This window comes from Acinetobacter sp. (genome assembly GCF_049284435.1).
Classification (GTDB): Bacteria; Pseudomonadota; Gammaproteobacteria; order Pseudomonadales; family Moraxellaceae; genus Acinetobacter.
Genome location: NZ_JBAPXX010000133.1, coordinates 1 through 16044, shown reverse-complemented (window position 1 = coordinate 16044; position 16044 = coordinate 1). Strand labels below are relative to the sequence as shown.

At 43.5% G+C, this 16044-nt stretch carries 14 protein-coding genes; 7 read left to right on the top strand and 7 right to left on the bottom strand.

The features are described 5' to 3' along the window. Positions 1-182: 182 nt before the first annotated feature. The 3 genes from WAK81_RS11485 to WAK81_RS11475 form a co-directional block, all read right to left on the bottom strand. Complete coding sequence (locus WAK81_RS11485; protein WP_422196919.1) at positions 183-1412, bottom strand: MFS transporter; 1230 nt, start codon at positions 1410-1412, stop codon at positions 183-185. A 535-nt stretch (positions 1413-1947) separates the two neighbouring features. After that, positions 1948-2325, bottom strand: coding sequence for a hypothetical protein (locus WAK81_RS11480; protein WP_422196920.1), 378 nt, complete (start codon positions 2323-2325; stop codon positions 1948-1950). A 141-nt stretch (positions 2326-2466) separates the two neighbouring features. Continuing rightward, positions 2467-3876, bottom strand: coding sequence for an FAD-binding oxidoreductase (locus tag WAK81_RS11475; RefSeq protein ID WP_004644999.1), 1410 nt, complete (start codon positions 3874-3876; stop codon positions 2467-2469). Between the two features lie 354 nt (positions 3877-4230). On the opposite strand from WAK81_RS11475, the gene serA reads away from it, so the two are divergent. Beyond that, positions 4231-5463 carry a phosphoglycerate dehydrogenase gene (gene serA, locus WAK81_RS11470; RefSeq protein WP_422196918.1) on the top strand — a complete coding sequence of 411 codons (1233 nt, stop codon included), beginning with the start codon at positions 4231-4233 and terminating at the stop codon, positions 5461-5463. A 125-nt stretch (positions 5464-5588) separates the two neighbouring features. After that, a complete protein-coding gene (locus tag WAK81_RS11465) occupies positions 5589-6455 on the top strand; it encodes an EamA family transporter (RefSeq protein WP_422196917.1) in 867 nt (288 codons plus the stop codon). A 53-nt stretch (positions 6456-6508) separates the two neighbouring features. Here the strand turns inward: WAK81_RS11465 and WAK81_RS11460 are convergent, their stop codons facing one another. After that, on the bottom strand, positions 6509-7642 hold the full coding sequence (locus WAK81_RS11460) for a hypothetical protein (protein ID WP_422196916.1): 1134 nt from the start codon (positions 7640-7642) through the stop codon (positions 6509-6511). Between the two features lie 364 nt (positions 7643-8006). Here WAK81_RS11460 and WAK81_RS11455 point away from each other — a divergent pair, with 364 nt between their 5' ends. Then, a complete protein-coding gene (locus WAK81_RS11455) occupies positions 8007-8885 on the top strand; it encodes an EamA family transporter (protein WP_422196915.1) in 879 nt (292 codons plus the stop codon). Positions 8886-9295: 410 nt separating this feature from the next. On the opposite strand, the gene WAK81_RS11450 is transcribed toward WAK81_RS11455, so the two are convergent. The 3 genes from WAK81_RS11450 to truB form a co-directional block, all read right to left on the bottom strand. Then, positions 9296-9763 (bottom strand): hemerythrin domain-containing protein, encoded by a 468-nt coding sequence (locus WAK81_RS11450; RefSeq protein ID WP_422196914.1) that lies wholly within the window; start codon positions 9761-9763, stop codon positions 9296-9298. A gap of 128 nt (positions 9764-9891) precedes the next feature. Further along, complete coding sequence (locus WAK81_RS11445; protein ID WP_422196913.1) at positions 9892-10662, bottom strand: sulfite exporter TauE/SafE family protein; 771 nt, start codon at positions 10660-10662, stop codon at positions 9892-9894. A 12-nt stretch (positions 10663-10674) separates the two neighbouring features. Continuing rightward, on the bottom strand, positions 10675-11580 hold the full coding sequence (gene truB / locus WAK81_RS11440; RefSeq protein WP_422196912.1) for a tRNA pseudouridine(55) synthase TruB: 906 nt from the start codon (positions 11578-11580) through the stop codon (positions 10675-10677). Between the two features lie 154 nt (positions 11581-11734). Between truB and WAK81_RS11435 the strand changes: the two genes are divergently transcribed. The 4 genes from WAK81_RS11435 to WAK81_RS11420 form a co-directional block, all read left to right on the top strand. Next, complete coding sequence (locus WAK81_RS11435; RefSeq protein WP_422196911.1) at positions 11735-12763, top strand: lipase secretion chaperone; 1029 nt, start codon at positions 11735-11737, stop codon at positions 12761-12763. Positions 12764-13152: 389 nt separating this feature from the next. Beyond that, positions 13153-14163, top strand: a complete 1011-nt coding sequence (locus WAK81_RS11430; protein WP_422196910.1) for an esterase/lipase family protein — start codon at positions 13153-13155, stop codon at positions 14161-14163. A gap of 85 nt (positions 14164-14248) precedes the next feature. Continuing rightward, the gene (locus WAK81_RS11425; RefSeq protein WP_422196909.1) at positions 14249-15220 is read left to right on the top strand and encodes an esterase/lipase family protein; all 972 of its coding nucleotides are present in this window, start codon (positions 14249-14251) and stop codon (positions 15218-15220) included. 134 nt (positions 15221-15354) lie between these two features. Beyond that, positions 15355-16044, top strand: a 690-nt coding sequence (locus WAK81_RS11420; RefSeq protein WP_422196908.1) for an esterase/lipase family protein, incomplete at its 3' end; no start/stop codon positions are given.

The following is a 16044-nucleotide window of genomic DNA, read 5'->3' as shown; positions in this document are numbered from 1 at the left end:
TTACAAGGCCGTTATAGCGTTTGACAAGACGCTGATCCAGACCAGAGATGTTAAATTGAAGAGCATGCTCTTCAATTTAACGCAAAGCTCGGAAATTGTGTAGATACCTATGCCTAGAAAGAGAGGGAAATTCAATATTGAATATGTGATTTCAATAATTTATAAATTCCATCAATAAGGAATCAAAACTCCCCACGCTCCTGCCTTTCCAGCATTAACTGTTTGAGTTGCATGCGTGGCAAAGTAAACCAGAGTGCAATCAGAATCAAAGAGGCAACACAGTAGGCCCAGATATCATAGGTTTCATATGCTATTCGTACTGCTTCAATCACCACGAAAAAGCTGAGCATCAGGATAATTGAAACGGTCGCGGCCACCGTGCCTTTAGATACTTCAGAAGACATCAGCGCAAAACGATACAGTACCGAAAAACTTACACCCTCACCTAGACTGATACAGGCGGTCCCGATAATCAGGCAATGGACAAAATATTCTGGAATCAGCAAACCCATCATCAATACACCTGTACCCAACAGCATCAGCGGCAGACCTAATAATACGGTTTTCCCCAGCGGCATTTTATCGATAATTTTTAACAGAATCAGATTACCGATAATCAAACCGCCCAAGACCGGAAACTGCGCCAGACCGTATTGCACGCTGCTAAAGCCAAACTGCTCAACCAGAATCACCGGTGACAAGGCAATCCATAACATCAAGGGCAGACTTACCAAAGGCAAAGCTACAGTCATGATCACAAAGCGTTTATTTTTGAGAACCTGTTTAAAGTCATCCAGAATATAGCTGACCGGCTGTCTGGGAATACTGACGTTCAGGTTTGGCATTTTGGCTTTCAGGCCGAACCAGCTTAGAAATGACAGAAATGCGATACCGATAAAGCCCCAATGCCAAGAGATATGATCAATCATAAAGGCACCCAGCACTGGTCCTAGCAAGGGTGCCAGCAAAGACACATTGGCCATCAGTGCCATGACTTTGATGGCATCACGTTCTTCAAAGCTTTCCTGAATGGCGGCATAACCTACAGCGGTAATAAAGGACAGACCAAAGCCCTGTAGAAAGCGCAGGAATAAGAAACTTTCGATATTGGGTGTCAATAAAATGGCCAGACAGCTGATGGTAAAAAATGCCACGCCGCCGAGCAGTACTGTTTTACGCCCGAGACGATCGGACAATGGTCCCAAAATCGCTGCGACAAATGCCCCGCCCAACAGGAAAAAGGACATGGACGACGGCGCCCAGGAGCTGCTCACGCCAAAATCACGGGTAATGGCGAGCATAGCCGGCTGAATCAGGTCATTACAAATATAGACGGAGAATTCAAACAGGACCAATGCCAGCGGGAACATGAGTGTGGCACGGGTCAGTTTTTGAGTTTGGATATTTTGCATGGGAGTTTTTATTGTCAGTCTGCCTGATGAAGCAGAATGAACTTTATCTAAAATAGAAAGAAGAAATTTTAACAGATGAGATATTCAAACGCTCTGAATAAATATAATAGATCGTAGAGATAATCTTCCAAATAAAAAGGAGCATCATCTAGATTAATGCCAGTCAGTTAAGCAATTGACTGGCATTTTCTTTTTAAAGTCAGGATTATATTAGATAGGTGGAAAACTCATCCACAACTGTTTGAGGCAGGACTACATTAACAAATGATTGTTTCTGCGACAAATTTACTAGCAGATGGTGGCTGACGAGTTTTGCGGATGACAAATGCCTTTTGTTACTTTGGTTACTTTGGTTACTTTGGTTACTTTGGGCGAAACCAAAGTAACAACTGATTTACAAATATTTGATTTAAAACGTTAAGACTTCGTCGTGAAATATTAAAAGTTAAAGAATCTATTTCTAAATTCCTTAACTGATCAGCATTAACCATCTAGATACGCTTTTAACCAAAATCTATCTAAAGATCAAATACTATTATGGACAGACTGCTTTCTGGAAAGTCTTGGTATTTGAACCTCTTGCACAACGATACAACTTCTCGGTATTTTGCAGCATCCAGCTGTTATCTTCTCGTTTAAAATAATAAATGGTCTGCACTGAGCGTACCGAATCATCCATTAAACCGGTTTCAGTGACTTTGACCTGTCCAATCATGGGCGACTCTACCTTGTCAAAGAACTGGCGCAATTCAACCGTTGCCAGTTCCTTACGCAAATCCGGTCTTAATTGTAAAACCTGTTCCAAAGGCGTATCCGAAGACGACTGTACCTTTGCAATGACCTCTTGAGCAGTTGCACAGCCTGAACCCAATATACCAAAAGCGAGAGTTGCGACTGCCAATATCCGGAACATATTGTTTAACCCTATATCATCATTCTTATTCCAACCCATCATGCCGAGCTTCTTAGTACAAAACCATTTAGACTCTGTAACTGTCTTTACACAGCAATAAAAAAGCGCACCTTTCGATGCGCTTTTTTTAATTCCGACCGATTAAAGATCGAAAAGTTTACCTGGGTTCATGATGCCATTTGGATCAAACACTTTTTTCAGGGCTTTCATATATTCAATTTCTTCCGCAGAACGCGAATATTCAAGATATGGCTTCTTGGTCATGCCCACACCATGTTCCGCAGAAATTGAACCGTCATATTTTTTCACGGTATCAAAGACATACTTGTTCACCACCTGACATTTGGCAAAGAATTCATCTTTAGACAAATCCGCAGGTTTCAAGATATTCAGGTGCAAGTTACCGTCACCGATATGACCGAACCAGCAGATTTCAAAGTCTGGATAATTCGTCGATACAATCGCATCAATTTCTTTAATGAATGCCGGTACGTGCGTAATCAGAACGGAAATGTCATTTTTGTATGGAATAAACGGCGCGATAGATTCAGAAATGTCTTCGCGTAAACGCCATAAGCTTTCTACCTGATCCAAGCTTTGGCTCATCACGCCGTCCAGCACCCAACCTTGTTCCATGCAGTGCTCGAAAATTTCCATCGCCTTGTCCATAATCGGTTCAAACGGCGCTTCAAACTCAAGCAATACATAGAATGGGCATTCAGTTTCAAATGGACGCTGCACGTGACCATGGGCCAAGACTTTTTGCATTGCCAGCTCACCAAAGAACTCAAATGCAGTCAGATCAATTTTCGCCTGAAAGGCATGCAATAACGGCATGATTGCATCAAAATCAGGTACACCCAGAACCATCACTTGCAGATCTTGCGGTTGACGTTCAAGCTTGATTTCCGCTTCAGTCACAAGGCCAAGCGTACCTTCACCACCGATGAATAAGTGTTGCAGTGCATAACCGGTAGCATTCTTGATCATGCCTTTATTGAGACGCAATACATCACCTTTACCCGTCACCACAGTCAGGCCAAGCACCCAATTACGGGTCATGCCATATTTAATCACTTTGATGCCGCCAGCATTGGTGCCGATGTTACCGCCAATTTGCGATGAACCTGCCGAAGCAAAGTCGACTGGGTAATACATGCCCTGTTCTTCAGCATAGTTCTGCAACTGTTCAGTCACCACACCTGCCTGTACGCGCACCATGCGGTCTGCCGGGAAGAATTCCAGAATCTGGTTCATCTTGTCCATGCTGACCACGATCTCGCCATTAGCTGCCACTGCACCTGCAGAAAGACCGGTACGACCACCCGATGGAGTCACTGCAACGTTAAATTGGTTCGCCAATTTTACGATGTCTTGAACTTGCTCAGTTGACGACGGAAAAACGACGACTGACGGGTTTGGATCAAAGTGCTTCGTATGATCGCGACCCCAATTCTGGAGGCTGTCCGTATCGGTTTTAATACGGTTTTCACCCACAATTGCAGTCAATTGGGTCAATAACTCAGGGGTTAAAGCGACTGGAGCATTCATCGTTTGCAGACCTAGCATGATTTAAACAAGAGAGACTTCGCTGGTTCATTTGCACATTTTTTATGCATAAAAACATGGATACAAATCAGGCGAAACATGATTATTAAAGCACCGGATCACGCTGCTTTAAAAGCATGGCGTAATATTATAAGCTATTTTTTGGTGTTTCCCGCGAAAAATGACAATTTTGATAATATACCTTTGAAAATGCAGATTTAAATCAACCATCATGATCATTATTATCAATATATCTTGCCAGAATAGCTGATGTGAGCGTTATTAAGGAAATGTATAAGTGCGCTTTTCCTGTGCTATTATACCGCGACTAAATTTGGCCTTTGTAGCGGAGCCGTAATGAGCCAACATCTATCTCTACCTAAAGATAAAATCCGTTTCTTGTTGTTAGAAGGCGTTCACCAGAATGCAATCGACACTCTAAATGCTGCTGGATATACCAACATCGACCATCGTAAAACTGCGCTTGAGGGTGAAGCGTTGAAAGAAGCGATCAAAGATGCTCACTTCATCGGTATTCGTTCCCGTACTCAACTGACTGAAGAAGTCTTTGAAGCTGCGAACAAACTGATTGCTGTCGGTTGTTTCTGTATCGGTACCAACCAGGTGAACCTGGATGCAGCAATGCGTCGCGGTATTCCAGTCTTTAACGCACCTTACTCAAATACGCGTTCAGTCGCTGAACTTGTACTTGCTGAAGCAATTCTTCTTCTACGCCGTGTACCTGAAAAATCAGCAGACACACACACAGGCGGCTGGAACAAATCTGCAGTTGGTTCGTTCGAAACACGTGGTAAAACTTTAGGTATCGTAGGTTACGGTTCAATTGGTTCACAACTTTCTGTACTTGCTGAAAGCATGGGTATGAAAGTGATCTACTTCGATACAGTGACTAAATTACCTTTAGGTAATGCACGTCAAGTCGGTAGCTTGGGCGAACTTTTGGCAAATGCCGATGTGGTTTCTCTACACGTTCCTGATGTTCCGTCTACACGTAACTTCATGACCAAAGATCAGTTCGCGCAAATGAAAGAAGGTTCGATCTTCATCAATGCGGCACGTGGTACCTGTGTCGTGATCGAAGATCTGGCAGATGCGATCAAATCTGGTCACATTGCTGGTGCTGCGGTTGACGTATTCCCGAAAGAACCTAAAGCGAACGGTGAAGAATTTGTTTCTCCATTGCGTAACCTGCCAAACGTGATCCTGACTCCGCACGTGGGTGGTTCGACTATGGAAGCGCAAGCGAACATCGGTCTGGAAGTAGCTGAGAAATTCGTGGCTTATTCTGACAAGGGTATGACACTTTCTGCGGTGAACTTCCCAGAAATCGCATTACCATTGACTGAAGGCAAACACCGTTTACTGCACATCCACCAAAATATTCCGGGCGTGTTGTCTAAAATCAACAACCTGTTTGCTGAACAAGGCATCAACATCTCTGGCCAGTCACTGATGACTAAAGGTGATGTCGGTTACCTGGTGATGGATGTAGATGCTGCTGCATCTCATGAAGCACTTGATATGCTTTCGAATGTTGAAGGTACAATCCGCGCACGCGTATTGTTCTAATTCAAGATTTCAAAAAAACCACAGCTCTCGGGCTGTGGTTTTTTGTTTTTTAAGGTTTGTATTTTTAAAACTTTTTCAGCTTATGCTGCTCTTCCGCTATTCGAGAAATCGAAACTTATTTAGTCATGCTGAATTTTAAAATTGCACCTATTGTGCAAGCGCCGCTGATTCTGTTGATCGCCGTGATCAGTATGCAAAGCAGTGGTTCCTTTGCCAAATATCTGTTCGGTCAGTTTCCAATTCTGACTGTTTCCGCAATGCGTCTGCTTTTGGGCGCTGTGATTTTGGCACTGATTTTTAAAATTTGGCAAATTCATTTCAGACAGATCAAGTGGCCGGCCATTATCAGTTATGGCCTTGCCCTGGCTGGCATGAACCTGCTGTTTTATCTGTCGATTAATCGCCTGCCGCTAGGGATTGCCGTCTCTTTTGAATTTATTGGCCCCTTAAGTGTTGCCCTGTTTTATGCGCGGCAAAAATTCGACTTTGTCTGGGTCGGACTGGCGATTCTGGGCCTGGTGCTGCTATTCCCTTTTGATCAGGCTGACCAGCCGTTTGACTCGATCGGGATTGCATTCGCCTTGGGTGCCGGTGCCTGCTGGGCCTTATATATCGTTGCCGGCCAAAGACCTTCAGGCATTTCTGGCAATCATACTGTCTGCCTAGGCATGTTTGTCGGCATGCTGGTTTTGATGCCGATTGCGCTCTTTGCAGGCATGCCGGCATATACTTTTGAACCGATGAGTTTGCTGTATTTTATGGCTTTGGCTGTGTTAGCCAGTGCACTGCCTTTCACTCTGGAAATGATCGCACTGCGTAATTTAAGCGCACTGAGTTTCGGTACCTTGATGAGTTTGGAACCCGCCATTGCCGCACTCTCAGGCCTATTGTTTCTGGGTGAAACCTTGTTGTGGACACAGTGGCTGGCATTGGCCACGATTATCAGTGCTTCGGTAGGCTGTACGGTGACGACCCAAAGACAGAAATCTTGAATAAAAATAAAGGCGCTAGAGCGCCTTTATTTAAAATCACTTATTTTCAAATTTTAACGTGGTGTTGCGTCTTTAATCGCAGTATTTAATACAGTCGCTGCTGTCACATTATAGCCATCACATGCAGAGGCAAGCTGATCATACGTATATTCTGTCCATTTGATCATTAAAGAAGTTACACCTTCTTTTTTATTTAAGTTGTCCAAGGCAGCCTGTCTTGATTGAGCAATATAGTCGTCATGATCAATATGTTCCCCATGTTCCGAGAAATCAACTGAATAAATTCCACCTTGATATTCGATCGCACCGAAATATTTGTAATATTCCATAGCATCGTCTTTATATTCTGCCTTTTTATATTTCAAGTTAGCCATCGTGCCATCTAGGATAGTTTTTGCCATCTCTTGAACAGACTGTTGTGCCTGCCATTCAGCAAGTGTGCTAAAGCCAGTTTTTATTTCCGGATCAAATTCAATATATTCTTCTTCAGGATGTTCAGCCAGAAGACGGAAACATTTAGATCCATTCGGGAATTTGCGCGCCTTCTGCAAATCGACAAAATTGGTTGCAAACTCATTATAGTATTTACGCTCAGCTGTCGTATTATCACTGTTAAAGAACACTCTGGTCGCAGGATCATCATACATTTTCACCACAGCAATATTGGTACGTTCAGTTAATGCTTTCCCTGATAAGTCATACCACGCTATGTGTCGATGATTGCTAATATTGTTCTCAGGTATCGTCACAGGACGACTTTTAAATTGAGTCGTCGTATTTTCTAATATTTTTTCCAGCTTATAGCCTAATGCTGTACGGGTGCGATCTGCAGGGAACACCCCTTTTGTTGTGACATAAGTTGAGAAGATCATATCTTCTTCAAGATCGTATTCAGTATCAACAGCACTGTTATCATCCGCATATAATATGTCGCCAGTAATTTTATTTTTATGACTGGCTAATAGAAGTTTTTGCGATTCCATCTCTGATCCATCAATATTCGGTAAGTTGAATTGATAGTTATAGAATTCAGAAATGGTGTCTGATGCTCCATCACCCGGGGTTCCAGGATTGGTCGGTGCCGGTTGACTAGTGACTGGTTCATTATTATCAGAACTATCGGAACCACCACCACATGCTGCCAGCATACAGCTAAAAATGGCGCAAGAGAGTATTCTTAATTTCATTATTATCTACCTTAATTATTTGATATTGTTATTTTAATGCTGTCCCGAAACACGGGATCTAAGATGTTTTCATTGTTATTTTAAAGCTAACCCGAATCACAGGGTCTAAGATATTTTAATAAATATAAAAACAAGATCAATTTAAAAATTGATTAATTTGTAACCACAATTACATAGAAGATTAACTTTGAATTTAAAATCTTTAGGTATTTGATCGGGCCAAAACTTAACTTTATTGAATCAAAATTTAAGTTCGCCTCGGCAAAATATTTCCTTGCCCTACTCATTAAAAATTAACCAGTTTGCTATAATTTCATTTCCTCCTATTTCTCATTTTCACCCGCTCTGGGTAGAAGCTGCTTCCATGCCAAACGCCCAACTCCTTGCTGTATTGTTCATGGTCTTATCCATGACTTCCTACCAGATCAGTGCATCTTTTGCCAAACAGCTGTTTAGTGTGCTGGATCCGATTACTGTGACCATTTTAAGGCTGTGCTTTGCAGCAATTATTGTTGGGGTGATGTTCAGTTCCTGGAAAATTATTTCCCGTTTTCCTTTTTTAAAATGGCGGGATTTACTCTGCTATAGCGCTGCTTTAGGGGTCATGAATATTTTATTCTATTTGTCCCTCGGAAGATTACCGCAGGGAATTGCAGTCGGTCTGGAGTTTATTGGTCCTTTGGGTCTGGCCCTGCTCTCGATCAAACATCGTAGTGATTATATTTGGGTATTGATGGCCATTTTAGGCATTGCGTTAATGGTGCCATGGGGACAAGCCAATAGCAGTAATTTCGACCTGCTGGGCGCCGCCTGTGCTTTAGGTGCGGGTTTATGCTGGGCACTGTATATTTTCTTCGGGCAACGTGTGGTTCAGCAAAATATCGGCATGCATGCACTGACTATTGCAATCAGTATTTCAGCCTTATGTCTGTTACCGATCGGACTGTATAACAATGCTCCTGCCTTAATAGACACCCAGTATTGGGGCAAGGCAATTACCATTGCTGTACTGGCAACAGCCATTCCTTATGCCCTGGATTTAAAGGCACTTCAGCATTTGAATAAAACCAGCTATGGCACTCTGTCCAGCCTGTCTCCTGCCTTGGCTGCACTGACTGGTTTTGTACTATTGGGCGAAAAAATTACGCTTCTTCAGACAGTGGCACTGGTCTGTATCATATTGGCCTCTGTCGGCGTGACCGTACGTGCCGCCCGTCAAGGATCGGCAGAAAAGAATGCCTAAAAGGCTTATTGGAATTTGAACAACTAAATATATCTCATCATTAATCTCTTCACTTTATCCCTTTGAGATAAATACAAAAAAAGAGATGAATGGATAAAAATCCCATATTTCCAGATAAAAAGATGATCAAATGCCATAGTTGCAATGAAGAGATTTTTGATACGCGAGTGTGGCAAGGATGCCACATGTTACCCATCACGACAGGACGTCGTGTATGGGTAACAAAAGACTTTTGCCTACTTTGGGTCTTTCCAAAGTAGGGAGATTGCCTACACAAAAGCATTTAAATTTTTAAGAAAATGAGGCTGTACAAGCTTCTGAAGCTAAACATGTATAACGATTAACTCAAACATCTAATTTGAGTTATAAATTATGGAAAAGTAGCTAATCAAATGTCAGCTTTTCGATGTTTAGCTTTGTACAAGCATATCTTTTTTCATGTCTTTATAACGCTGGTATTCATTTTTGTACTGTACTGCTAAAGCGGTTTTTTGCTCTTCACTCAAAATTTTACCGGCCTGCTGGAAGAAACCATGTTCCTCTTCTTTTAAGTGATGATGCACCTTTTCGGAAAGTTTTTTGGCCATGGCAATCCAGCCTGGATTACTCAATTCACTTGCAGTTAATTCCTCGATCATTTCGTCCATTTCATGATGTTCGGCCAAGGCATGGCGGGTAATATTCAGGCCCGAATCGGTCATCATCAAGGGAATATAAAAATAACGGTCTTCCGCAGCTTCATGGGCAAATAATTCATTTTTGAGTTGCTTGAACAGCTCGCGGCGTTCTGGTGTATCCCCGGAAGTCTGTAATAGTTTTTCTGCAAGATCACGCTGAATCTCATGACTCTCTCTTAATGCTTCAAAAATAGTCGTCATTCCGATATTTCTCCGATTGTTTTATTTTTCATATCATTGATTCTAGAAGATTTTCACAACAGGTTCAGACGCAGTTTATAAAGTGATTTGTTAAGAAATTTTAATATCGAGAATGATTTACATCGGGTCTAGACCAATATAAACATCTGGTATGCCATCCGGCAAATCAGCAGACTGACCAAAATCAGGAATAAAATCCGGATAAAGCCACTGCCATATTTAAATGCCAAACGGACCCCGACCAAGGAACCACAAATATTGGCCACCGCCATCATCGCCCCGACCATAAACAGCACATTGCCACTTGGAATAAAAAAGCTTAAGGCTGCCAGGTTGGTGGTGAAATTGGCAATTTTCGATAAGGCCGATGCATGCAGGAAGTCGACGCTTAAATAGCGAATAAAAAAGAAAATAAAAAAACTGCCGGTGCCCGGACCAAAGATACCATCATAAAAGCCTATCGCCAGACTGCCCAAAGCGGCCAGAATCAGCATTTTTCGACTCAGTTTTTGTTCGCTATGCACCTGACCAAACTGCTTTTTCATCAAGGTATAGACCGCAATCACGATCAACATGATCAGCACAAAGGGCTTAAGAATTTCGACGGGAATCAGGGTGACACTGGCCGCCCCAATAAACGAGCTGACAAAACTACACAGTGCAATCACGCCAAAAAGTAGCCAGGGCAGCTTCACCCGACGCAAATAAGAAAATGCCGCAGAACCAGTACCAAAAATTGAGGCCAGTTTATTGGTGCCAAATACGGTAGCCGGCTGTAAATGCGGCAGACTGCCCATAATTGCAGGAATCTGGATCAGACCACCACCACCCACGGCCGCATCAATAGCACCTGCCATAAAGGCAAATACTATAAGGCTGATAATGATCTCAATTTCCATAAGGAATCGCTATTAGAGATTTAATACACGTTTCGGAATCAGGCGTTTTTTATCGCTAATTTGTGCCAGACCTAAACATTTTTCGCCATCAAAGACCAAGACCTGTTCAGCCGCATCATGCTCGATATTGCTTTCCATTCCGCGGCTAAAATATTCTGCACGGCCTTCAGGCACCTGCACTTGCGGGAAATGCTGTACTGGAGCATAAGCCGGCAACAACAATGCATCACGCTCGGCTTCACTCAGGCTTTCCAGATACTCAATGGTATAACTCGGAATCAGATCAAAATGGCCGGTTTTAATACGGTGTAAATACGTCAGATGTCCGTAAGTACCCAGTGCTTTGGCAATATCTTCACCCAAAACCCGGATGTAAGTCCCTTTAGAACAAGTCACATCCAAGGTAATGCTATTTTCCGTAAAGGATAAAAGTTCAATTGCCAAAATCGTGATTGGACGCGCTTCACGTTCAATTTCAATACCTTTACGTGCCAACTCATATAAAGGCCGGCCTTCTTTTTTTAGCGCAGAATACATCGGGGGCACTTGCTGAATGTCGCCGACAAATTGTGCCAGTGTGTCTTGAATCACTTGCTCAGATAAGGTCGGTACAGCTTGCTCAAGTAGCACCTCGCCTTCTACATCACCGGTAGTGGTGCTATGCCCGAGAAAGATCGTCGTCTGATAACGCTTGACCGAATCTAATAAATAATGCGAAAACTTGGTTGCCTCTCCTAAACATATCGGCAACAAGCCGGATGCCAGAGGATCCAGCGCCCCGGTATGGCCTGCTTTTTGCGCACGATACAACCAGCGAACTCTTTGCAATGCAGCATTGGAACTGATGCCCAAAGGTTTATTCAAAAGGAAGACACCACTAAGATGACGACGCTGAATTTTAGGAGATGATGCTTTCATGGCAAAAAATCAGACATTTTATAAATTGGCGCCATGGTAAAACCCTACGAGATGATTTACAACTTTTCTATCGTATTTGATGATTTTTATGGCATATTGAGCCGAATCAAAATTCCAAAAATAATGAAACCGAAAAAAAACAGGTGCATAGGATATGCAAAAATATAAGATCTGGATCATTCTGGCTTTGGTGGTATTGTGCTTTATCAGCCTGATGCTCTGGTTATCTCCTCAGAATGAAAGACAGGCAGAAACCGTCAGCCCATCACCGCTCAGTGAGCTGCGTACCACAGCAAGCACAATGACTTTAAATAACCCTGCCAATGCAGCATTCCCCAGTGCCAGCCAGCAAGATACCGAAATTAATTGCCAGATGCAGCTCGACGCCAGTAACCGTCTGACTGTCAATGAACAGACCCGAAACTGTTTTGAATATTTTATTACCCAGTTCGGTGAAAAAAATCTGGAGCAAATCCAGCAGGATTTTAAAGCCTATATTCGCCAGAATCATAAAGAACCCGCTCTCTCACAAATTCTGGATTTATGGGATCGCTATATTAAGTATCGTCAAGGTTTAGGCCAGCTGACTGCACCTACCGGCCTCGATCAGGAAGATCCGGCCTATTACCGCAGCATCTATAGCAGTACCCAAAATTTGCGTAAACAATATTTTTCCAATTATGAAATTGAAGGTTTATTTGGCACCGAAGACACCTATCATGAATATACGCTTGACCGGATGGCGGTGCTGGCAGACAAAAGCTTGACTGAGACTGAAAAAGCCCAAAAGCTCAAAGCATTGTTTCAGCAACTCCCGCAGGACTGGCAGGAAAATCTGGAACAACTGAATAAACTGGAAGATCTGCGCAAACTCACCGAAGATATTAAAGCCCGTGGCGGTTCCCGTGATGAAATCCGGCAGATGCGAATTAATCTGGTCGGCCCTGAAGCCACACAACGTCTGGAACAACTGGATGTACAACGCAGCGACTGGAAAAACCGCGTGACGGGCTATTTAGATGAACGGGATCAGATTACCCAATCCAGCATGTCCGATACTGCCAAACAGCAAGCCATTGCCCAGCTTCGCAGCAAACATTTTAATACACCGCAAGAACAGCTGCGAGTAGAAACCTTTGAACAGGTTCATGATCAGGGAGCCAAGCTGCCCTTTGCTGACTAAGCCTAAAAGCCATTACCTGTTGATGGCTTTTTTATAAATTCCCTTTTGATAACTTTATATTTTTTCTCAATATGATCTTTTATAGTTGTTTCCAAATATTTCGCATTTACACAAAATAACTTAGACAAATTTTAATTATTTCAAAGACTTTCTATTTAAATACATCTGTAGATAGAACATATACTTACAATGTAAATCCCTCCTGTCCTACATGTCCTGAAATGACATGGTTTAAACGCTTTGAAATGAAAAAATACCCCTTTTAAAAAGAAAATTTGCTCAGTCACTGAAGGCCGGAACTGTATTTTCATCCTCTGATTTTGTGGCTTGCAGCACTTTAGACAAAGCAATGATTGCTTGAATAACGATAAAATTAAAAAGGGACAGTTATGCGTACTTTTAATAAGACAGCACAGTTTATGACTGTAGCTTTAATAACAACGCTGGGATTAAGCTTTTCTGCACAGACTCAGGCCGTAGCGAGTGCAACCCAAGTCATCGAAAAGAGCAGATCCGACTATGCCAAGACCAAATATCCGATCCTGATGGTGCATGGCTGGTTAGGCTGGTCACGTATTGGCACCGATAGTATCGGGCTGGATTACTGGTATCAGATTCTGCCAGATATGGCACGTAATGGTTCAACCGTGTTTGCTGCACAATTATCGCCGGCAAATACAACGATGCATCGCGGGGAACAACTGATCCATCAGGTTGAAGAGGTTCTGGCAATTACCGGCAAGCAAAAACTGAACTTGATTGGCCATTCCCATGGCGGACCAACAGTGCTGTATGTTGCAGCGACCCAGCCGCAGTATATTGCGTCTATCACTGGCGTTGCAGGAACCTACCATGGCTCCAAAGTGGCAGATGATATTCAGAATAATCGCCTGACCCGTACCGCCTTTAACATTTTAGGTGATTATATTATTGGTCCATTGATTGCACTGGGCCAGTTTAAACCTGAACTGGAAATTGATTTTGATGCTTCCATGAAATCCCTGACCCAGACCGGCTCAAATACTTTTAATGCCACAGTGGCGCAGCAGGTGGTCAAAGATAGTGTATTGGCGTCCACAGAAAACTGCAATAAAAATTTAAAGCAGAAAGACAGTAAAGGCATCCATTATTATTCATGGACAGGTGTAGCCCAAGCCACCAATGCCCTGGATATTGATACGATTCTGATGCAGCTCGGCCCTTTATCTTATGGCAGTAAAGACAATGATGGCATGGTGTCACGCTGTAGTGCGTTCATGGGCAAGGTCATTCATGACCAGTACAAACTCAATCATACTGACCTGGCCAACATGATGTTTGGTCTGAAGGGTATGTTTGCACCCGATCCGGTCGCCCTCTATCGCCAGCATGCCAACCGGCTCAAATTAGAAGGTTTATAACCCCCAGAGTGCCTATATTTCAGCTGTGATATAGGCTTTTTTCTGATTATTTTTTATTTGACCTATCCGTGATCGGGAAGCTGCAATGAAAAAAATAATCTATCACTTGAACCTTTTGCTGTTGGGTTCCATCTTGACTGGTTCTGTGCAAGCCTCGGCATTACAGGCATATAAAAGCAATTTTGTCCTCTCGAATTATGCCAAGACAAAATATCCGATGGTCTTTGTCCATGGTTTTGGTCTGGGTTTTAACCGGATTGGAACGGATCGCATCGGTTTGGATTACTGGTATCAGATTCCCCAAGACCTGAGCCGGCATGGGGCATGGGTGTTTTCTGCTGAACTGTCTGCTGTCGCCTCCAATGAACTGCGCGGCGAACAGCTCTTGATACAAATTGATGAAATACTGGCACTGACAGGTCAGAAGAAAGTCAATCTGATCGGGCATAGCCAAGGTGGCCCCACCATTCAATATATCGAGGGCGTTGCACCACATAAAGCCGCCTCTTTAACCGCCATTGCGGGCGCCATGCAAGGCACCCCGGTTTTCGTCAATGCCAGCCAGACACCTCTGCTTGAACCTTTTATTCAGGCCATCGGTACAATTCTGGGCCATAGCATGAATCTGGTTACAGGCAACCACTATCCGGTCAGTATGATCGAGGCACTGCAAGCCATGAATCCAGAGGCGATTCAGGCTTTCAATATGAAATATGGCTCCTCTGCCATTCCCAAAGATTGTCAGTTTCAGGGCAGCAAACTCACGCCAAATGAAATTTATCACTATTCCTGGATGGGCAACCGGCAGGCGACCAATCCGCTAGATGCAATTGAATCTACAGTCGTGACTTTAGGTAGCAGTTTCCTGAAAGGAGAAGCCAATGATGGTGCTCTGCCGCTGTGTAGCGGGCGCTATGGCCAGATCATTCGTCAGGATTATGCTCACAATCATTTTGATGAAGTAAACCAATTTTTCGGTATTTTGGGCCCCTTCGCACAAGATCCGATTGCACTTTACCGTCAACATGCCAACCGGCTCAAACTGCAAGGCTTATAAATCACTCATCTTTATGAATAGATCATCTTTATTAATTAAAAAAACTTAGGAAACTGAGTCCCTGCTGCAGAGGGGGACTTTACGGAACCGGATGAGGATCATCCCGTTAAAACAACAAAAGTGAGGAAAATATAATGAAATTCGGAGCATTAATCACCGGCCTGCTGCTGGCGGGTACATGCCTCAGCACCCAAGCATCCACCCAAGCCAGTCAAGTCACAGCAAAAGCCAGTTCACAATATGCCAAGACCCAATACCCGATTGTCTTCGCACATGGTATGGCAGGCTTTATCCGGGTCGGTACCGACCAGTTTGGACTGGATTACTGGTATCAGATTCTACCGGATCTGGCACGTAATGGTGGCAATGTCTGGGCAACACGTGTCTCACCTTTTAACTCATCGGGAATTCGGGGTGAACAACTTTTAGAGCAAGTCAAAGAAATTCGGGCCATTACCGGTGCAGATAAAGTCAATCTGATTGGTCATTCACATGGCGGCCCGACCATTCGTTATGTTGCAGGTGTGAGACCTGATCTGGTTGCTTCCCTGACTTCAGTCGGTGCTCCCCATAAAGGCTCCCCGGTTGCAGACCTGATCCTTCAGGCAGAAGGCACACCGATACAAGGGCCTTTAGTCGGTGGCATCAACCTGGTGTCTAAGGCCATCACTTGGGCACAAGGTCTGGATCCGAGCAATTTCCCGCATGATTCTCTGGCTGGTGGTCGCAGCCTGACCCTGGCAGGATCCGCTCAATTCAACCAGAAATATCCGCTCGGTATGCCGACCACCGCCTGCGGTGAAGGTAAGGAAAAAGAAGGTGAT